The sequence below is a fragment of the Agromyces sp. NPDC058126 genome, from assembly GCF_042884595.1.
In the GTDB taxonomy this organism is placed as follows: domain Bacteria; phylum Actinomycetota; class Actinomycetes; order Actinomycetales; family Microbacteriaceae; genus Agromyces.
In genome coordinates this window covers 671-20,113 of sequence record NZ_JBHVTS010000003.1, presented here as the reverse complement: position 1 = coordinate 20,113, position 19,443 = coordinate 671, and the positions used below count along the sequence as shown (strand labels likewise).

Below are 19,443 nucleotides of genomic sequence, written 5' to 3'. Positions count from 1 at the left end.
CCGGTCGCTGCGGCCAACAGAAGACGAAAGCGGGCGGGCGATCACTCGCCCGCCCGCTTCGAGCGGTCAGCGCTGGCGCTTCTCGCGCACGCGCATGTTGACCACGATGGGCGAACCCTCGAAGCCGTAGATCTCGCGCAGGCGCCGCTGGATGAAGCGGCGGTAGCCCGGGTCGAGGAACCCGGTCGTGAAGAGCACGAATGTCGGCGGGCGGCTCGCCGCCTGCGTGCCGAACAGGATGCGGGGCTGCTTGCCGCCGCGCACGGGGTGCGGGTGCTCCTGGGTGAGCTCGGTGAGGAAGGCGTTGAACTTGCCCGTCGGGATGCGGGTGTCCCACGACTCGAGGGCGGTCTCGAGGGCGGGCACGAGCTTCTCGAGGTGACGGCCGGTGCGAGCCGAGATGTTCACGCGCGGCGCCCAGGCGACGTGGTGCAGATCCTTCTCGATCTCGCGCTCGAGGTAGCGACGGCGGTCGTCGTCGAGCAGGTCCCACTTGTTGTACGCGAGCACGAGCGCGCGGCCCGACTCGAGCACGAGGTCGATGATGCGCACGTCCTGCTCGGAGATCGGCTGCGAGACATCCAGCAGCACGACCGCGACCTCGGCCTTCTCGAGCGCTGCCTGCGTGCGCAGCGACGCGTAGAAGTCGGCGCCCTGCTGCAGGTGCACGCGACGACGGATGCCGGCGGTGTCGACGAAGCGCCAGATCTTGCCGCCGAGCTCGATCTGCTCGTCCACCGGGTCGCGGGTGGTGCCCGCGAGCTCGTTCACGACGACGCGCTCCTCGCCGGCGGCCTTGTTGAGCAGCGAGCTCTTGCCGACGTTCGGGCGGCCGAGGATGGCGACTCGGCGGGGTCCGCCGAACTCCTCCTTGGCGACGGCGGAGACCTGCGGGAGCTTCTCGAAGACGGCCTCGAGCATGTCGGCGACGCCACGACCGTGCAGCGCGGAGACGGGGTGCGGCTCGCCGAGCCCGAGATTCCAGAGCGCGGTGGCCTCGGACTCCTGGCGGGCGTCGTCGACCTTGTTGGCGACGAGGAACACCGGCTTGTTCGTCTTGCGGAGCAGGCGCACGACGTGCTCGTCGGTCGACGTGGCGCCGACGGTCGCGTCGACGACGAAGAGCACGACGTCGCTGAGGTCGATCGCGACCTCGGCCTGTGCGGCCACCGACGCGTCGATGCCCTTGGCGTCGGGCTCCCAACCGCCGGTGTCGACGAGCGTGAAGCGGCGGTCGAGCCACTCGCCCTTGTACGAGACGCGGTCGCGCGTCACGCCGGGGGTGTCCTCGACGACGGCCTCGCGACGGCCGAGGATGCGGTTCACGAGCGCCGACTTGCCGACGTTCGGGCGACCGACGATCGCGATCACCGGCAGGGCGGGGAGGTAGCGGATACCCTCTTCGCCGCCCTCGGAGATCTCGAGGACCTCGAGGTCGTCGTCGTCGAGTTCGTAGTCGCTGAGGCCGGAGCGGAGCGCTGCGGCCCGCTGCTCGGCGAGTTCGTCGTCGACGACCGAGAGGCGCTCGGCCAGGTCGTCGGCGACGTCGTCGTACTCGTCGCGCTGGTCGGTCATGAATATCTCCTGCAGAAAGTCGTGGGCGCGAATGCGCGCGACTCCCAGTCTGCCGTATGAATGCTGAGAACATCGGATGCCGCCGCCCTCGCCGCCCGCCGTCGGACGCCGTCCATGGGATCGGCGGAGCGACTCACGGGCGATCCGGCTCGTCCCCGCGCGCGATCGCGACCGCGTGGGTCCGGCTTCGCGCGCCGAGCTTCGCGAGCACGTTCGAGACGTGCGTTTTCGCCGTCGGCACCGCGATGCCGAGCCGGTCGGCGAGTTCGGCGTTCGACCAGCCCTGCGCCATCGCGACGAGCACGTCGCGTTCGCGAGCGGTCAACCGCGAGATCGCCGCGCCGTCCTGCTCCCCCGACCCGTCAGTCACGAGGTCCACCGCCTCGCCAACCGGCCCGGGTGCACCATCGGCGAGTGCGGCGAGCGCGCGCCGGGTCACCCGAGGATCGAGCACGCCCTCGCCGGCCGCGACACGGTGCACGGCGTCGACGAGCGTGACGGCGTCGGTCGTCTTCAGCAGGAATCCCGCGGCTCCCGCGCGGATCGCGCCGAACACGAGCTCGTCCTCGTCGAAGCTCGTGAGCACGAGCACGTCGCCGAGACCGCGATCGCGGATCTCGCGCGTCGCCGCGACGCCGTCCACTCCGGGCATCCGCAGGTCCATCAGCACGACGTCGGGTCGGAGAGCCATGGCGTTGCGGACCGCAGCGGCGCCGTCAGCTGCCTCACCCACCACGAGGATGCCGTGCGACTCGAGCATGATCCGCAGCGCCTCGCGGATCGCGCCGTGGTCGTCGGCGAGCAGCACCCGCGGCGCACTCATGCGTCCACCGGGAGGCTTGCACGCACCGACCATCCCGCACCGACCGGGCCCGCGTCGAATCGTCCGCCGAGCGCACGCACGCGTTCGCCGAGCATGACGAGACCGGAGCCGTTGCCGGGCAGCTCGGGCCGCTCGAGGGGGCGGCCGTCCCGGGAGTCGACGCGCACCACGAGGGTCTCGTCGTCGAGCCCGATCTCGATCGCGACGCGGCCGCCGGCGGCGTGACGCACGCAGTTCGCGAGCGACTCCTGCACGACGCTCGTCGCCAGCTGCTCGACCGCCACGGGAACCGGCGCCGCCGGCGTCCCGGCGAAGCTCACCTCCAGGCCCGCGCGCCGCGCCTCGTCGATGTAGCCCGGAACCCGATCGAGCCTGGGCGGCACGACGAGCTCGCCGCCGCCCGCCCGCAGCACCCGGATCATCGACCGCAGGGCCTCGTGCGCCTCGAGGCTCGAATCGCGCACGGCGCGCAGCGCGGCGCCGTCGGCGACCGGGTCGCGCCCGTTCGACAACGCCGCCTCGGCCCTGATCGCCATCGCCGAGACGTGGCCGGCGACGAGATCGTGCAGCTCGCGGGCCATCCCGTCCCGTTCGCGCTGCAGCGCGGCATCCCGGTCGCGCTCGGCGAGCCGCACGACCTCGCGCGCCTCGCGGCGATGCAGCTCGGCGAGCTCGTTCGCCTGGGCGACGGCCGTCGCCCACCAGTAGTCGGCGCCGAGGAGCGCACCGAGCTGCAGCCCGATCAGCACCGCGATGCGCAGTTCCCCGGTGACCGCGACGGTCAGGGCGAAGACGGCGGCCGTCGCCGCGGCGCACCCGGCGAGGATGCGACGACGCCCTCCGGGCGAGGCACCGAGCGTGACCGTCCAGAGCAGGTCGAGGAGGGCCACCAGCGTGCCGATGCCGCCGACGGTGAACAGCGCCGTGACCGCGAGCACGGTCGTAACGGCGAGCCCGGTGCGTGGGTATCGACGCTTCAGCGCGACGCAGACGATGGCGGGCATCGCGATCACGACGCCCCACCACGGCGAGACGGGTTCGGGCAGCACGGAGAGGACGTCCCAGATCTCGCCGAGTCCGGCAGCGGCGGAGATCGCACTCACGGCCGCGATCCCGGCGGCGTCGAGGAGCGGGCGGTGCTGCTGCACCCATCCCGCGTCGGCGGCCTCCCGCGCCGTTGCCCCGCTCGCCATCGCCATGCCCTCCATCGAACCATGCACCCGACGGCCGGGGCCTACGCCGAAAGGACGAGTCGGCATGCCGGCCATCTCGTTCATCCGCCCGATCCGCTCCCGCGCTCCCCTCGGCAGACTGCAGGCATGAACCTCCCGACCGGCGCGCCGCTCGAGCTCTCGCTCGCGGTGCTCGCCCTCCTCGACGGACTCAGCATCGGCACCCTGCTCATCCCGGTGTTCCTCCTCCTCGCTCCGCGCGTGCGCGGAGGTCGGATCCTGCTCTACCTCGTCACGATCGCGGGCTTCTACCTCGTCGTCGGGGTGCTCGTGACCCTCGGAATGGTCAACTTCATCGAGGCCGGGCAGGTGTTCCTGAACTCGACCGCCGGGCTCGTCGCACGGCTCGCCGTCGGCGTCGCCCTGCTGCTCATCGGCATCGCGATGCCGACGCGCGAGAAGGCGCGGGCGCGGGTCGACTCCGAGATGGTCGGAGTCACGTCGATCGGGGCGCAGTCGGGCGGCGCCACGGAGTCGCCGGGCGGCCCGGGCGGCGGCGCCTCGAACCCCCATCCGGGCACTGGCCCGAACGCCCCCGGCGGCCGCGTCTCGCGATGGCGCGACCGCCTGCTCTCCGACGCGGTCTCCCCCGCGACCGTGATGGCGGTCGCAGTGGCCGCCGGACTCATCGAGGTCGCGACGATGCTGCCCTACCTCGTCGCGATGGGCATGGTCGCCGAAGCCGAACTCGAACTCTGGATGCGGATCGCGGCCCTGGCAGGCTACTGCGTGCTCATGATCGCGCCCGCGCTCGTGCTGCTCGGGCTCCGCCTGGTCGCCGCGCCGATCGTGACGCGTCCGCTCGAACGCCTCGGTGCCTGGCTCGAGCGCACCGCGGCCGAGAACACCGCCTGGATCCTCGGGATCGTCGGGTTCCTCGTCGCGCGGAGCGCCGCGAGCGAACTCGGCATCTTCACGGCGCTCGAAGAGCTGACCAAGCGCTGACGAGGGCCTCACCAGCACCCATCGGGCACCGACCGAACGCGGTCGTCCCCGCTACGCGGCCGACACCGACTCGACGACCGCGATCACCGCGTCGACGGTCTGGTCGAAGTCGAGCTCGGTCGAGTCGACCACGGTGACCCCCTCGGCGGCGTTCGTGAAGTCGACCACCTTCGAGTCGGCCCGGTCGCGGGCGCGCAGCTGTTCGCCGGTCTTGCCCGCGTCGTGGCCGGTGAGTTCGGCGGCACGCCGAGACATCCGCACCTCTTCGGAGGCGGTGAGCAGGATGCGCACCGGTGCATCGGGGGCGACGACCGTCGTGATGTCGCGCCCCTCGACGACGATGCCCGGGCGCTGCTCGGCAGCGATGATCGAGCGGAACAGCTCGATGAGGTGCGTCCGCACCTCGGGCACCCGCGCGACGAGGCTCACGATCGAGGAGATCTGCGGATCGCGGATCGCGTCGGTGACGTCGGTCGGCCCGACGTGCACGCGATAGCCCGAGGGGTCGGTGCCGATGCCGTAGTCGAAGCTCGCCAGGCACGAGATCACCGAAGCGGCGTCCTCGGGCTCGACGCCGCCGGCTTCGACGTGCCACGCCAGCGCGCGGTACGCGGCGCCGGTGTCGAGGAATCCGTAGTCGAGGCGCCGGGCGACGGCCTTCGACACGCTCGACTTGCCGCTGCCGGCGGGACCGTCGACGGCCACGACGAAGGGGAACTGCACAGATGCCTCCAGATGTTCGAGAGTTCGGGCCGGCTCAGCCGGCGATGCGCCAGCCGCGTTCGGCCAGCTCGTTGGTCAGTCGTTCGGCGGCCTCGGGCACGACCTGCACCTCGGCGAGGCCGACCTGGCGGCCGGGCGAGTGCTCGAGCCGCAGGTCTTCGAGGTTGACGCCGATCTCGCCGATCTCGGCAAGCAGGCGGGCGAGCTGCCCGGGCCGGTCGTCGACCATGACGATGACGGTCGTGAAGCGCTTGTCGGTGCCGTGCTTGCCGGGCAGCCGGGCGACGCCGGTGTTGCCGCCGGTGAGCTCCTCGGCGACTCGGCGGCGGGCACCGGGCGCGACCGGGTCGCCGAGCGCGTCGATGAAACGGTCGAGGTCGTCGCGCAGGGCGACGAGGATGTCGCGCACGGGCGCCGCGTTCGCCCCGAGGATCTGCACCCACAGGTCGGGATCGCTCGCCGCGATGCGGGTGACGTCGCGCACGCCCTGTCCGGCGAGGCCGAGGGCGGCGTTCGGGGCATCGATGAAGCGGCGCGCCATGACGCTCGACACGACCTGCGGCACGTGCGAGATGAGCGCGACGCCCCGGTCGTGCTCGTCGGGGGTCATCTCGACGAGGGTGGCGCCGAGATCGAGGATGAGGTCGTCGATCGCACCCGCCCGCTGGTAGCTGATCGCGTCGTGGGCGGCGACCACCCAGGGGCGACCGGCGAAGAGGTCGGCGCGCGCGGCGAGCGGGCCGCCGCGCTCGCGCCCGGCGAGCGGGTGCGAACCGATGTAGCGTGCGACGTCGGCACCGGCGGCCTCGAGTTCGGCGAGAATGCCGGCCTTCACGCTCGCGACGTCGGTCACGATCGCGTCGGGGAACGACGCGAGCTCCTCGGCGACGACGCGGGCGGTCACGTCGGGCGGCACGGCCACCACGACGAGCTGGGGTGCGTCGCCCGGCTCGGCGGGCCGGCCGGCGCCGAGGTCGACGGCGAGCGCGACGTGGGTGGGCGAGGCATCCGCCAGGATCACATCGATGCCGCGAGCCCGCAGCCCGAGCGCGACGCTCGTGCCGAGCAGTCCCGCCCCGACGACGCGCACCGGGCCGGTGAGCCGTGACTCGACGACCATCAGTTCTCCTCGTCCGCTCGGGACTCACCCCGGGCGGCCCTCGCCTCGCGGGCGATCGTGAGCAGCAGGCCGCGCTCGGTCTTCGTCAGCTCACGCAGCTGACCGGCCCTCAGTGTACCGAGGTGCAGCGGCCCGAACTGGCGGCGCACGAGCTCGACGACGGGGTGGCCGACGGCCTGCAGCATGCGGCGCACGATGCGGTTCTTGCCCGAGTGCAGGGTGAGCTGAACCATCGAGTGACGGGAGTCGCCCTGCGCCTGGAGCAGTCGGGCCCGATCGGCCTTGATGGGGCCGTCGTCGAGCACGATGCCGTTCTTCAGCTGCTGGAGTGTCTGCGGGGTCACGCGCCCGCGCACCTTCGCGATGTAGGTCTTCTCGACGCCGAACGACGGGTGCGCGAGCACGTGGGCGAGCTCGCCGTCGTTGGTGAGCACGAGCAGCCCGCTCGTCTCCGCGTCGAGCCGGCCCACGTTGTAGACGCGCTCGTCGAGCTCGTCGGTGAAGCGGCGCAGGTCGGGCCGGCCCTGCTCGTCGCGCATGGACGAGACCACGCCGACCGGCTTGTTCAGCATGTAGTAGCGCTTCGCAGTGTCGAGCTGCACCGCGACGCCGTCGACCGACACGAGGTCGGTCTCAGGGTCGACGCGGGTACCGAGCTCGGTCACGACCTCGCCGTTCACCTCGATACGGCCCTGCACGATGTACTCCTCGACGACGCGGCGCGAGGCCACGCCCGCCGCGGCGAGCACCTTCTGCAGGCGTTGACGGTTTCCGTCCGGGCCGTCGTTCACGGGGCCTCGTTCATCGGTCAAGGTCGAATCCTTCCTGGCCGTCGTCGAGCAACGGTGAGATCGGCGGCAGTTCGTCGAGCGAGTTGATGCCGAGGTTCGTGAGCAGCAGCTCGGTGGTTCCGTACAGGATCGCGCCCGTCTCGGGGTCGCTCGACACCTCGGTGACGAGGCCCCGGCCGAGCAGCGTGCGCACGACCGAGTCGACGTTCACGGCACGGATCGAGGCGACCTGCGAACGCGAGATCGGCTGCTTGTAGGCGATCACCGACAGCGTCTCGAGCGCGGCCTGCGAGAGTCTCGTCGACGATTGCGTGACGACGAACGAGGTGACGAGCGCGTCGTAGTCGGCGCGCACGTAGAAGCGCCAGCCGCCGCCGACCTCGCGAAGCTCGAAACCACGTCGGATGCTGCGTGCCGCGCCTTCGTCGGCGGGCACATCGGTGCGGGGCTCCCCCGAGACGGCCTCGCCGTCGTAGTCGGCACGCAGGCGGGCGATCGAGGCCCGCACCTCGGCGACCGGGCGGGCGACCGCCGCCGCGAGGTGCACGACGCTCTGGGGCTCGTCGGCGATGAAGAGGATCGCCTCGATCGCGCGGTCGAGGTCGAGGTGGGGCTGCCCGGGTACGTCGAGCGGCGTCGCCACCGAGAGCTCGGGGCCGGCGCCTGCGGCTTTGTCGGGCACGGTCACTGCGTCGTGGTCATCGGGTTCGGCGACATCGACCGCCTCAGCGGCCCCGTCGATCGGCTCGAACGCCTCCACGGTGTCGGCGTCATTCGTCATAGTCGGCCCCCAGGCTCTCGAGGTTCGCGTCGGACCAGCTCTCGGCGGCCCAGTGCAGGGTCAGCTCGCCGAGCGGTTCGAGCTGGTCGAAGCCGATCGCGGCATGCCGGTACAGTTCGAGCACCGCGAGGAAGCGGGCGACCACGACGCCCGGCTGCCCCACTCCGGCGATCAGCTGTCGGAAGGTCACCGGCTCGCCCCGGCGCAGGATCGCGACGACCTGCGCCGCCTGCTCGCGGATCGACACGAGCGGCGCGTGCAGGTGATCGAGCCCGACCACGGGGATCTCTCGCGGCGTGAGCGCGAGCGTCGCGAGTGCGGCGAAGTCCTCGGCCGAGAGCGACCACACGAGTTCGGGCGCGCGCTGGCGGAACTGCGCTTCGAGCCGCACCGTCCGTGCATGGCGCGACGCCTCGGCGTCGAGGTTGCCGCTGAACCAGCGCGCCGCCTCCTTGAAGGCGCGATACTGCAGCAGGCGGGCGAAGAGCAGGTCGCGCGCCTCGAGGAGTGCGACGTCCTCGGCGTCGACGAGCTCGCCCTGCGGCAGGAGCCCGGCGACCTTGAGGTCGAGGAGGGTCGCCGCGACCACGAGGAACTCGCTCGCGCGGTCGAGCTCCTCTTCCGAGTCGAGGCCCTTCAGGTACGAGATGAACTCGTCGGTCACCTTCGACAGCGACACCTCGGTGATGTCGAGCTCGTGCTTCGCGATGAGCGAGAGCAGCAGGTCGAACGGGCCCTCGAAGTTGGTGAGCGCAACGCGGAACCCCGGCTCCGAGCCGCCCTCCGGGGCATCCGTCGCCGGCTCGTGCGCTGAGGCCGACGCCTCAGGCGACCGCGCCACGGAACACCAGCTCCCTGGCGAGCTGCCGGTACGCCTTCGACGCCTGGTGCTCGGGAGCGAACTCGGTGATCGGCGTCGCCGCGACCGTCGCATCGGGGAACTTCACCGTGCGCGTGATGACGGTCTCGAGCACCTTGTCGCCGAATGCGTCGACGACGCGCTCGAGCACCTCGCGCGAGTGCAGCGTGCGCGAGTCGTACATCGTGGCGAGGATGCCGTCGAGCTCGATCGCCGGGTTGAGACGGTCGCGCACCTTGTCGATGGTCTCGATGAGCAGCGCCACACCGCGCAGGGCGAAGAACTCGCACTCGAGCGGGATGATGACGCCGTGGCTCGCCGTCAGGGCGTTGACGGTGAGGAGGCCGAGCGAGGGCTGGCAGTCGATGAGGATGACGTCGTAGTCGGCGGAGACGCGGCGGAGCACGCTCGCGAGGATCTGCTCGCGCGCGACCTCGGTCACGAGATGCACTTCAGCGGCCGAGAGGTCGATGTTCGCGGGGATCACGTCGAGGCCCTCGACGCTCGTGTGCTGGATCGCGTCCTTCGGTTCGAACTGACGCGAGAGCAGCAGGTCGTAGATCGTCGGCACGTCATGCGTCTGCACGCCGAGTCCCGCCGACAGCGCACCCTGCGGGTCGAAGTCGATCGCGAGCACGCGGCGGCCGTACTCGGCGAGCGTCGCGCCGAGGTTGATCGTGGTGGTCGTCTTGCCCACGCCGCCCTTCTGGTTGCAGAGGGCGATGATGCGCGCCGGGCCGTGCGAGGCGAGCGCCGCAGGATCGGGGAATTCGCGAGACGGCCGACCCGTCGGACCGAGCTCGGGCTCGGGCGAGGTGGTTCCGACCGCCGAGTCCTGCTGGTGCTGCGTCACGTGTCGTCTTCTCTCCTCGGGCGGCGCGGTGCCTGTTCGGTCTGGGCTTGGTCGATTCTAGCGAGCACGCGGGTGTGCTGCCGTGTACATCTCCCGGAGTGTATCGGCTGTGACCAGCGTGTAGATCTGCGTCGTCGCGACCGAGGAGTGCCCGAGGAGCTCCTGCACGACGCGAACGTCGGCGCCGCCCTCGAGGAGGTGCGTCGCGAACGAGTGCCGCAGCGTATGCGGCGAGACGGATGCCTCGAGGCCCGCCTTCTCGGCGGCCGCGGTGATCGCGTCCCACGCCGCCTGCCTCGACATGCGACGGCCGCGGACCCCGAGGAAGAGCGCCGGCGTCGCCTGGCCGCGAGCGGAGAAGATCGGCCGCGCCCGCACGAGGTAGGCGTCGATCGCCCGGCGGGCGTAGCTGCCGAGCGGCACGATGCGCTGCTTGCCGCCCTTGCCGAAGAGCCGCACGACCTCCTCGTCGATGAGGTCGTCGACGTTCAGCGAGACCGCCTCGGAGACGCGCGCACCCGTCGCGTAGAGGAGCTCGAGGAGGGCCTGGTCACGGAGCTCGACGGGCTCCTCCCCGCCGGCGGCGGCGATGAGCGCCTCGACGTCCTCGACGGGGATCGCCTTGGGCAGCCTGGTCGGCAGCTTCGGCGGCCGGAGCTCCTTCGACACGTCGGAGGCGATCTCGCCCTCCTCGACGAGGAAGCGGTGGAGTCCGCGCACCGCCGAGAGGACCCGGGCGATCGACGACGTCGCGAGCACGGGCTCGCGGTCGGCGCCGAGGAAGCGCACGAAGTCGGCGAGGTCGCCCTCACTCACCCCACCGGGATCGGCGACCCCGCGGGTGTCGAGCCAGTCGGCGTAGATCGCGAGATCGCGTCGGTACGAGGCGATCGTGTTGCGCGAGAGTCCGCGCTCGACGGTCAGGTGCCGCAGGTACCCGTCGACGAGCGCGGCCGTCGTCATGAGTCCGTCGCGCCTCGGACCGGCGGCGTGCGGTTCGGCCACGGGGCATCCGCCTCGCCGAGCCCCTGCCAGCCGCGAGCGCGCGCAGCCTGCGCCGCGAGCACGGCGATCGAGAGCGGGCCGTTGTGGATGCGCCGGGCGAGCACGGCGTCGACGCAGTCGTCGAGCGGCACCCAGCGCACCTCGATGCCGGCCTCCTCCGCCTCGCGCGCGTGCACCTCGGGCGCAGCGCGCAGGCCGCGGGCCAGGTACACGCGGATCACCTCGTCGCTGCCGCCCGGCGAGGTCGCGAAGTCGGCGAGCACCGCCCACTCGGATGCCTCGAGGTCGGCCTCTTCGGCCAGCTCGCGCTGCGCGCCGAGGAGCGGGGCCTCTCCGGCGACGTCGAGCAGCCCGGCGGGGATCTCCCAGTCGCGCATACGGATCGGGTGCCGGTACTGCTTGATCAGCAGCACCCGATCGTGCTCGTCGAGGGCGAGCACGCCGACGGCGCCGGTGTGGTCCATGAACTCGCGGACGATCTCGTCGCCGTCGAGTTCGAAGCTCTCGCGCCGGATGCTCCAGACCCGGCCCTCGAACACGCGTTCGCTCGAGACGAGCGGGAGCTCGACGCGGTCGTCGGCGAGCAGGTCTCCCTGATCGCCGACGACCGCGTCAGTGGCTTCAGCCATTGTTGACGTCGAACAGCCGGCTCGCCTGCTGGCGCTCGATCGCCGCGCCGACGAGGCCGCGGAACAGCGGGTGCGCGTCGTTCGGGCGGCTGCGCAGCTCGGGGTGCGCCTGGGTGCCGACGTAGAACGGGTGCACCTCGCGCGGCAGCTCGACGAACTCGACGAGGTTGCGGTCGGGCGAGAGGCCCGAGAAGACGAGGCCGGCCTCGGCGATGCGGTCGCGGTACGCGTTGTTCACCTCGTAGCGGTGGCGGTGACGCTCGCTGACATCGGTCGAGCCGTAGAGCTCGGCGGCGATGGTGCCCTCGCCGAGCGTCGCGGGGTAGAGACCGAGGCGCATCGTGCCGCCGAGGTCGCCGCCGGCGATGATCTCGACCTGCTCCTCCATCGTCGCGATGACGGGGAACTGCGTGTCGGGGTCGAACTCGCTCGACGAGGCACCGGGCAGCCCGGCCATGTTGCGCGAGTACTCGATGACCATGCACTGCAGGCCGAGGCAGAGGCCGAGCACCGGCAGCCCGTTCTCACGCGCGAAGTGCAGCGCACCGAGCTTGCCCTCGATGCCGCGCACGCCGAAGCCGCCGGGCACGCAGATGCCGTCGAGGTGGGCGAGGTGCTTCTGCGCCCCCTCGGGCGTCTTGCACTCGTCCGACGGGATCCATTCGATCTTGACCTTCGCATCGTTCGCGAAGCCGCCGGCGCGAAGCGCCTCGGTGACCGAGAGGTAGGCGTCGGGCAGGTCGATGTACTTGCCGACGAGGCCGATCGTGACCTCGTGCTTCGGGTCGTGCACGACGCGGAGCAGGTCGCTCCAGCCCGACCAGTCGACCGCATCCGACTTCTCGTCGAGGCCGAGCGAGTCGATGATGTAGGCGTCGAGGCCCTGATCGTGCAGCATCGTCGGGATCTCGTAGATCGACGGCACGTCGACCGCGTTCACCACGGCGCCCTCGTCGACGTCGCACATGAGCGCGATCTTGCGCTTGTTCGCCTCGGTGACGGGCCGGTCGCTCCGGAGCACGAGCGCGTCAGGCTGGATGCCGATCGAACGGAGCGCGGCGACGGAGTGCTGCGTCGGCTTCGTCTTCTGCTCACCCGAGGCGCCCATGAACGGCACCAGCGACACGTGCACGAAGAACACGTTCTTGCGGCCGAGCTCGTGACGGACCTGACGGGCCGACTCGATGAACGGCTGCGATTCGATGTCGCCCACCGTGCCGCCGATCTCGGTGATGATCACGTCGGGCTTCGGAGTCTCGGTCGCCTGCAGGCGCATGCGTCGCTTGATCTCGTCGGTGATGTGCGGGATCACCTGCACTGTGTCGCCGAGGTACTCGCCACGGCGCTCCTTCGCGATCACCGTCGAGTAGATCTGGCCGGTCGTGACGTTCGCCGCCTGGCTCAGGTCGATGTCGAGGAACCGCTCGTAGTGCCCGATGTCGAGGTCGGTCTCGGCGCCGTCGTCGGTCACGAAGACCTCGCCGTGCTGGAACGGGTTCATCGTTCCGGGATCGACGTTCAGATAGGGGTCGAGCTTCTGCATGACCACTCGGAGTCCCCGAGCCGTCAGAAGATTGCCCAGGCTCGCTGCCGTGAGGCCCTTGCCCAACGAAGAAACGACACCACCGGTCACGAAAATGTGCTTGGTCATGTCGTTCGAAATGTCTGCGCTGTTCAGCGCGCTGCCGCGTTCATCCACCACGGGCTTATATTCTAAGCCACGTTCCTGACCGGTCGTCCCGACATGCCCCACGCGTTCCCCCTTCGTTCGTTCGAGACCTCTCCGGTCTCGTCGTTCCCGGCCTTCGGCCGCCCTCGTCAGGCCGCGCGCTCCGACGCGATCTCGAGCAGTTCGCGTGCGTGTGCGAGTCCGCTCTCGGAGTCGGCGAGACCCGAGAGCAGGCGCGCCATCTCCGCCTCGCGTTCGGCGCCGACCAGTTGCTTGACGCTCGATGCGGTCACCGCACCGTCGGTGCCCTTCACCACGCTCAAGTGGTTCGAGGCGAACGCGGCGACCTGCGCGAGATGCGTGACGACGATGACCTGCGAGCGCTCGGCGAGTCGTGCGAGGCGTCGGCCGATCTCGATCGCCGCGGCGCCGCCGACACCCGCGTCGACCTCGTCGAAGACGAAGGTCGGCACCGGATCGGTGCCGGCGATGACGACCTCGATTGCGAGCATGACCCGCGAGAGCTCACCGCCGGACGCACCGCGCGAGACCGAGCGCGGCTCGGCGCCGGGATGCGGGCTCAGGAGGATCGCGACCTGGTCGCGACCGTGCACGGACGGCTCGGCACCCGGGTCGACGCTCACCGTGAGCACGGCGTCGGGCATGGCGAGGGCGGCGAGCTCATGGGTGACCGCCTCGGCGAGGCGGGCCGCGGCCTCCGTGCGCTGTTCGGTGATGCGGGTCGCGAGCCGGTCGACCTCGGCGGCTGCGGCCTCGACCGCGGCTTCGAGGACCGTGATGCGGTCGTCGTCGCCGTCGAGCTCGACGAGCCGCAACCCGCCGTCGCGACGGAACGCCAGCACCTCGTCGAGTTCGCCGCCATGACGCCTGATGAGCGCACCGAGCAGCGCCCGTCGCTCCTGCACGACCTCGAGTTCGCGGGCGCCGTCGGCGTCGAGACCGGTGAGGTACCCGGCGAGTTCGGCGGCCGCATCGGCCAGGAGGAAGCCCGCGTTCGTCAAGATCTCGGCGATCGGTGCGAGGCTCGCATCGTGCGCGACGACCCGCTCGAGGTGACGGCGGGCCGCCTCGACGAGCGTCACCGCGTCGGGTGCATCGTCCACGACCTCGTCGGCGGAGAGGAGGGCGCGCGCCTGCGCCGCCTCGATCCGGAGCTCTTCGAGGTTCGAGAGCCGATCGGCGCGCTCGGCGAGCTCGGCGTCCTCGCCGGGCTGCGGATCGGCCGCCTCGACCTCGTCGAGCTCGGCGCGCAGTGTCTCGGCCTCGCGCGCCCGGGCCTCGTGGTCGTCCCGGAGACGGGTGAGCTCAGTCGAATCGGCACGCCACGCCTCGAACACCGCGCGGTACTCGTCGAGGGTCGCCGCAAGCGCCGAGCCCGCGAATCGGTCGAGGGCTTCTCGCTGGGCGACGGCCGACCGCAGTCGCTGCTGGTCGGCCTGGCCGTGCACGACGACGAGTTCGTCGCCGAGGTCGGCCAGCACGCCGACGGGCGCGCTGCGGCCGCCCACGACGGCACGGCTGCGCCCCTCTGACGACACGGAGCGGCCGAGCAGCAGTTCGCCGGCCTCGATCTCTCCCCCGGTGTCGGCGACGCGTTCGGCGATCGCACCCTCGTCGGCAACGAGCCAGCGCCCTTCGACCCAGGCCTGCTTCGCGCCGGAGCGAACGGCCCCTGCATCGGATCGGGCGCCGAGCAGCAGACCGAGCGCGGTGACCACCATGGTCTTGCCCGCGCCGGTCTCCCCGGTGACCGCGGTGAAGCCCGCCCCGAGCGGCAGTGTCGCCTCGGCGATCACGCCGAGGTCGCGAATGCCCAGTTCTTCGATCATCGGGCTCCCTCGCTCTTCGAAAACTCACTCACGGCCGGCGGGCCCCCTCCAGCCCGTCACGGGCAGCTGGAACTTGTTCACGAGCCGGTCGGTGAACGGCGCCTCGTGGAGGCGCGCAAGGCGCACCGGCACATCGGACTTGCGGACGATCACCCGCGCCCCGGCCGGCAGGTCGAAGGTGCGTCGGCCGTCGCACCAGATGACCGCCGAGGTCTCGGTGCGCTGCAGGATCTCGACGGCGAGCGAGGACTCGGGTCCGACCACGAGGGGGCGGGCGAAGAGCGCGTGCGCGCTGAGCGGCACGAGCAGCAGCGCCTCGAGGCTCGGCCACACGACGGGGCCGCCTGCGGAGAACGAGTACGCCGTCGACCCGGTCGGCGTGGACATCACCACGCCGTCGCAGCCGAACGACGAGAGCGGCCGGCGATCGACCTCGATGACGACCTCGAGCATGCGCTCGCGCTCGGCCTTCTCGACCGTCGCCTCGTTGAGCGCCCAACTCTCGTAGACGACGTCGTCGCCCACCTTGGCGCGCACCGACAGCGTCATGCGCTCTTCGACGCTGTAGTCGCGGGCGAGCGCCCGCGAGACGGTGTAGCCGAGGTCGTCGCGTTCGCTCTCGGCGAGGAAGCCGACGTGCCCCAGGTTGACCCCGAGCAGCGCGACCGGGAAGTCGCGCATCAGTTCGGCCGCGCGCAGGATGGTGCCGTCGCCGCCGAGGACGATGACGAGCTCGATGAGGCCCGGATCGATGTCTTCGAAGCGGACCACGCCGCCGTTGAGCCCGGGGACGAACGAGTGCACGTCGTCCCAGTGCTCGGCGGCGATCACGGGGATCGCGCCGGCGTCGAGCAACTGCGTGCAGACCTCGCCGGTGGCCTCGAGGGCGGCCTGCCGCCCGGTGTGGGAGACCACGAGGAAATGCCGTGCGTCGTTCACCCGTGCCCCCCTCCCGTCAGTTCGTCGACCCGCCTCGACCATTCTGACGGATCGGACCCGGCCGACGCGCTGAGATGCACGAGGAACTCGCGGTTGCCGTGCGAGCCGGCGATTGGGGAGGACGAGACGCCCGCCGTGCGCAGCCCGAGATCGTGCGCCGCCCACAGCACGTTCATCACGGCCTCCGAGCGCAGCGAAGCGTCGTGGACGATGCCCTCGCGCACTCCCCCGCGACCGACCTCGAACTGCGGCTTCACGAGCAGTACGAAGTCGGCCTCGGGCACGGCCGTCTCGCGGAGCGCAGGAAGTACGGTCGTGAGCGAGATGAACGAGAGGTCGGCCGTGACGAGCGACGGCCGCTCCGCGACGCCCGTCGACGCCGCGAGCGACTCGGCGGTCAGATGACGTACGTTGCAGCCCTCGACGAGCACGAGCCCCGGTGCATCCGCGAGCTCTGGCGCGAGCTGACCGTGCCCGACGTCGACGGCGAGCACCGTGCTCGCGCCGCGCTCGAGCAGCACCTGGCTGAACCCGCCGGTCGACGCGCCGGCGTCGAGCGCCACGCGGCCGCCGGGATCGACCCCGAACTCGTCGAGCGCCGCGATCAGCTTGTGCGCGGCACGGCTCACATAGTGATCGGATGCCGCGACCGCGAGTTCGGCGTCGGGTGCGACCTTCGTGGAGGGCTTCACCACGGGCTTGCCGTCGACCGTGACGATCCCGCCCGCGATGAGCGTCGCCGCATGAGTGCGAGATCGGGCGAGACCCCGGCTCGCGAGTGCGGCATCGAGTCGCTGTTCGGCCATCACCGGGGCGCGACGCGCGACGGGTCGGACTGCTCGAGCTCCTCACGCAGGCGCGCGACGAGCGCGTCGTAGGCGGGGGCTCGTTCGGCGAGCGGCAGGTCGTCGATCTCGGCCAGCGCGACGCGCGCCTCGTCGCCGAGGTCGGGCCCCGCGTCGTCGGCGCCGAAATCGGTGTCGTCGTCAGTGCTCACGAGTCCACGGTACCCCGGGCCGCCCACACCGGCGCGACCATCACGAATACAGGCGCGTCGGCACGTCGAGCGCGTGGATCGCGGTGCCCGAGCTCCAGATCGCCGCGCACGCCGCCCGCAGCAGGTCGAGCGCATCGCCGCCCTCGGACAGGATCTCGACGCGGTTGGCCTCGACCACGACCTTCGCCTCGCGCACGCGGATCGCGCCGCCGCGACGCTGCTCGACGACCGGGTACGGCTCGTGCAGCCCCCGGAGGTCGGCGAGGATGAAGTCGGGACGGCTCTTGGCATCGGCGGCGAGCAGCTGCTTCGCACGATCGATGCCGGTCAGCACGATGGCGCTCGCCATGCCGGCGCGGTTCGCCCCGAGGATGTCGGTGTCGAGCCGGTCACCCACGACGAGCGGGGTCGTCGCCGCGAAGCGACGGCGCGCCTCCTCGAAGATCGGCGTCTCCGGCTTTCCGGCGACGAGCGGGAACCGCCCGACCGCGGTGTGCACCGCCGAGACCAGGGTGCCGTTGCCGGGCGCGATGCCGCGTGCCACCGGAATCGTCCAGTCCATGTTGGTCGCGATCCACGGGATGCCCGGCGTCGAGGCATCCGGGCCGCCGTGCGCATTGAGCGCGAAGGCCGCCTCGGCCAGGTCCTTCCAGCCGATCTCGGGCGTGAAGCCCTGCACCACCGCGTCGGGTGCGTCGTCGGCCGACCGGGTCACGCGGTACCCGCGCTTGCGCAGCTCGACCTCGATGCCCTCGCCGCCCACGACCATCACGAGCGCGCCCGGAGCGACCTGGCCCTCGAGGAGCTGCATCGCCGCCTGCGGCGAGGTCACGACCTCCTCGGGCACGACGTCGAGCCCCAGCTCCGCGAGATGCCCCGCGACGGAGGCGTCGCTGCGCGACGCGTTGTTCGTGATGTAGCCGAGCGAACGATCGGGCTTGATCTGGTTGAGGCTCTCCACCGCGTGCGGGATCGCACCGGCGCCGGCGTAGACGACCCCGTCGAGGTCGGCGAAGACCGCGTCGACGCCGTCGAGCGGGGTCGACGGCTCAGTCTTCGTGCGGAACAGCGCCATCGGCGTCGTCCTCATCCGACTTCGCTGCGGCCTCGGCCTCGAGCGCCTCGCCCTCGGCGAGCACTGCGGCCACATCGTCCTCGAGCACGGCGCCCGGGTCCTCGAGTTCGGCGAACTCGGGCGTCTCGTCGACCGAGTCCACGACGTCGTCCGTTGCCGCATCCACGGTTGCAGCCTCGGCTGCCGCGGTCTCGGGGGCCTCGCCGGCGACCTCGGTCGCCACCTCCTCACCCTCGATCTCGATCTCGAAGATCTCGACGAGCTCCGCCTCGGCGGGACCGCCGAGCGCAGCCTCCGCGCGCGCCGCACGGGCGCGCCAGTCGGCGGCCTCGGTGTCGCGGCCGAGCTCCTCGAGCACCTCGGCGTAGGCGGAGAAGAGCGCGGGGCTGTACGAGAAGGCACGGTCGGGATCGAGCTGCGGGATCTCGAGCTCGGAGAGCGCGAGTTCGGGCTGCTCGAGGTCGAGCCGCGCACCGGACATCGCGATCGCCAGGGCGACCTGCACCGCCGCGGGCAGCTCGTTGCGGTCGACAGCGCGGCCGACCTCGAGCGCCCGATCGGGCCGCCCGACGCCGCGCTCGCTGTCGACCATCAGCGGCAGCTGGTCGTTGCTGCCCGAGATGCGTCGGTAGGTGCGGAGCTCACGGAGCGCCAGTGCGAAGTCGCCGGTCGCGTACGCGGTGATCGCGAGCGTCTCGCGCACGACCGCGATGCGGCCGGCGCGTCGAGCAGCCGACATCGCGTGACGGTGCGCCAGTTCGGGGTCGGTCTCGAGCAGCTCGGATGCCGCGACGAGGTGCCGTGCAACCCAGTCGGCATTCTCCTTGCTGAGCGTCTTCAGCTCGGCGCGTGCACCCTTGTCGAGGTCGCGCGGGTCGATGCGCTCGGGAATGAAGGGGTCGTCGTGACGGGGACGAACGGCGAGGTCGGCCGCGCCGTAACGCTCGCGCGGCGCTTCTTCGTCGTGTCGACCACCCGAGCGCGGAGCGTCCCGGCGGTCCCCATAGGGCTTGCGGTCGCCGCGATCGCCGTACGGCTTGCGGTCGTCGCGAGCACCATAGGGCTTGCGGTCGGTGCGGTCGCCATACGGCTTGCGGTCGTCACGAGCACCATAGGGCTTGCGCTCTCCACGGTCACCATAGGGCTTCCGGTCATCGCGAGCACCGTGCGAGCGCTGACCATCGCGGTCGCCGTAGGGCTTGCGATCGCCGCGATCGCCGTACGGCTTGCGGTCGTCACGATCGCCGTACGGCTTGCGGTCGTCGCGAGCACCATAGGGCTTGCGGTCGGTGCGGTCGCCATAGGGCTTGCGGTCACCACGGTCGCCATACGGCTTCCGGTCATCGCGAGCACCGTGCGAGCGCTGACCATCGCGGTCGCCGTAGGGCTTGCGGTCATCGCGAGCACCATAGGGCTTGCGGTCACCACGGTCGCCATACGGCTTCCGGTCATCGCGAGCACCGTGCGAGCGCTGACCATCGCGGTCGCCATACGGCTTCCGGTCATCGCGAGCACCGTGCGAGCGCTGACCATCGCGGTCGCCGTAGGGCTTGCGGTCATCGCGAGCACCATAGGGC

Annotated in this window: 20 protein-coding genes; 2 read left to right on the top strand and 18 right to left on the bottom strand. The window is 71.3% G+C overall.

The features are described from left to right. Nucleotides 1-66 precede the first annotated feature (66 nt). The 3 genes from der to ACFVTR_RS09040 form a co-directional block, all read right to left on the bottom strand. A complete protein-coding gene (gene der, locus ACFVTR_RS09050; protein WP_387036647.1) occupies nucleotides 67-1,575 on the bottom strand; it encodes a ribosome biogenesis GTPase Der in 1,509 nt (502 codons plus the stop codon). Between the two features lie 133 nt (nucleotides 1,576-1,708). Then, nucleotides 1,709-2,398, bottom strand: coding sequence for a response regulator (locus ACFVTR_RS09045; protein WP_387036645.1), 690 nt, complete (start codon nucleotides 2,396-2,398; stop codon nucleotides 1,709-1,711). After that, entirely contained in the window at nucleotides 2,395-3,657 is a 1,263-nt protein-coding gene (locus ACFVTR_RS09040; protein ID WP_387036643.1) for a sensor histidine kinase, read from the bottom strand. Before ACFVTR_RS09040 ends, ACFVTR_RS09045 begins: the two co-directional genes overlap by 4 nt. Before the next feature lie 60 nt (nucleotides 3,658-3,717). On the opposite strand from ACFVTR_RS09040, the gene ACFVTR_RS09035 reads away from it, so the two are divergent. Further along, complete coding sequence (locus ACFVTR_RS09035; protein WP_387036642.1) at nucleotides 3,718-4,575, top strand: GAP family protein; 858 nt, start codon at nucleotides 3,718-3,720, stop codon at nucleotides 4,573-4,575. A 51-nt stretch (nucleotides 4,576-4,626) separates the two neighbouring features. Here ACFVTR_RS09035 and cmk read toward each other — a convergent pair whose 3' ends face one another. The 15 genes from cmk to ACFVTR_RS08960 all read right to left on the bottom strand — a co-directional run bounded on the left by cmk (nucleotide 4,627) and on the right by ACFVTR_RS08960 (nucleotide 18,605). Next, entirely contained in the window at nucleotides 4,627-5,298 is a 672-nt protein-coding gene (gene cmk / locus ACFVTR_RS09030; RefSeq protein ID WP_387036640.1) for a (d)CMP kinase, read from the bottom strand. Nucleotides 5,299-5,332: 34 nt separating this feature from the next. Next, nucleotides 5,333-6,418 carry a prephenate dehydrogenase gene (locus ACFVTR_RS09025; RefSeq protein WP_387036638.1) on the bottom strand — a complete coding sequence of 362 codons (1,086 nt, stop codon included), beginning with the start codon at nucleotides 6,416-6,418 and terminating at the stop codon, nucleotides 5,333-5,335. Further along, nucleotides 6,418-7,230, bottom strand: a complete 813-nt coding sequence (locus ACFVTR_RS09020; RefSeq protein ID WP_387036636.1) for a pseudouridine synthase — start codon at nucleotides 7,228-7,230, stop codon at nucleotides 6,418-6,420. Before ACFVTR_RS09020 ends, ACFVTR_RS09025 begins: the two co-directional genes overlap by 1 nt. Next, entirely contained in the window at nucleotides 7,220-7,990 is a 771-nt protein-coding gene (gene scpB / locus ACFVTR_RS09015) for an SMC-Scp complex subunit ScpB (RefSeq protein WP_387036635.1), read from the bottom strand. Before scpB ends, ACFVTR_RS09020 begins: the two co-directional genes overlap by 11 nt. Then, nucleotides 7,980-8,831: a segregation and condensation protein A gene (locus ACFVTR_RS09010; RefSeq protein WP_387036633.1), complete on the bottom strand. Its 852-nt coding sequence runs from the start codon at nucleotides 8,829-8,831 to the stop codon at nucleotides 7,980-7,982. The genes scpB and ACFVTR_RS09010 overlap by 11 nt, the downstream gene beginning before the upstream one ends. Beyond that, the gene (locus tag ACFVTR_RS09005; RefSeq protein WP_387036632.1) at nucleotides 8,815-9,702 is read right to left on the bottom strand and encodes a ParA family protein; all 888 of its coding nucleotides are present in this window, start codon (nucleotides 9,700-9,702) and stop codon (nucleotides 8,815-8,817) included. Before ACFVTR_RS09005 ends, ACFVTR_RS09010 begins: the two co-directional genes overlap by 17 nt. Before the next feature lie 57 nt (nucleotides 9,703-9,759). Beyond that, nucleotides 9,760-10,665, bottom strand: coding sequence for a site-specific tyrosine recombinase XerD (xerD, locus tag ACFVTR_RS09000; RefSeq protein WP_387037730.1), 906 nt, complete (start codon nucleotides 10,663-10,665; stop codon nucleotides 9,760-9,762). Continuing rightward, nucleotides 10,662-11,336, bottom strand: coding sequence for an NUDIX domain-containing protein (locus ACFVTR_RS08995; protein WP_387036630.1), 675 nt, complete (start codon nucleotides 11,334-11,336; stop codon nucleotides 10,662-10,664). Before ACFVTR_RS08995 ends, xerD begins: the two co-directional genes overlap by 4 nt. Continuing rightward, nucleotides 11,329-12,987 (bottom strand): CTP synthase, encoded by a 1,659-nt coding sequence (locus tag ACFVTR_RS08990; protein WP_387036628.1) that lies wholly within the window; start codon nucleotides 12,985-12,987, stop codon nucleotides 11,329-11,331. The genes ACFVTR_RS08995 and ACFVTR_RS08990 overlap by 8 nt, the downstream gene beginning before the upstream one ends. Before the next feature lie 167 nt (nucleotides 12,988-13,154). Further along, complete coding sequence (gene recN, locus ACFVTR_RS08985) at nucleotides 13,155-14,855, bottom strand: DNA repair protein RecN (RefSeq protein ID WP_387036627.1); 1,701 nt, start codon at nucleotides 14,853-14,855, stop codon at nucleotides 13,155-13,157. Nucleotides 14,856-14,879: 24 nt separating this feature from the next. Beyond that, nucleotides 14,880-15,794 carry an NAD kinase gene (locus ACFVTR_RS08980; protein ID WP_387036625.1) on the bottom strand — a complete coding sequence of 305 codons (915 nt, stop codon included), beginning with the start codon at nucleotides 15,792-15,794 and terminating at the stop codon, nucleotides 14,880-14,882. Continuing rightward, nucleotides 15,791-16,600 (bottom strand): TlyA family RNA methyltransferase, encoded by an 810-nt coding sequence (locus tag ACFVTR_RS08975; RefSeq protein WP_387036622.1) that lies wholly within the window; start codon nucleotides 16,598-16,600, stop codon nucleotides 15,791-15,793. The genes ACFVTR_RS08980 and ACFVTR_RS08975 overlap by 4 nt, the downstream gene beginning before the upstream one ends. Continuing rightward, nucleotides 16,600-16,791, bottom strand: coding sequence for a hypothetical protein (locus ACFVTR_RS08970; protein ID WP_387036620.1), 192 nt, complete (start codon nucleotides 16,789-16,791; stop codon nucleotides 16,600-16,602). Before ACFVTR_RS08970 ends, ACFVTR_RS08975 begins: the two co-directional genes overlap by 1 nt. A 40-nt stretch (nucleotides 16,792-16,831) precedes the next feature. Continuing rightward, nucleotides 16,832-17,866: an HAD-IIA family hydrolase gene (locus tag ACFVTR_RS08965; protein ID WP_387037728.1), complete on the bottom strand. Its 1,035-nt coding sequence runs from the start codon at nucleotides 17,864-17,866 to the stop codon at nucleotides 16,832-16,834. Continuing rightward, a complete protein-coding gene (locus ACFVTR_RS08960) occupies nucleotides 17,841-18,605 on the bottom strand; it encodes a hypothetical protein (protein WP_387036618.1) in 765 nt (254 codons plus the stop codon). Before ACFVTR_RS08960 ends, ACFVTR_RS08965 begins: the two co-directional genes overlap by 26 nt. 3 nt (nucleotides 18,606-18,608) lie before the next feature. On the opposite strand from ACFVTR_RS08960, the gene ACFVTR_RS08955 reads away from it, so the two are divergent. After that, a partial coding sequence (locus ACFVTR_RS08955; RefSeq protein WP_387036616.1) for a hypothetical protein occupies nucleotides 18,609-19,443 on the top strand: 835 nt, incomplete at its 3' end.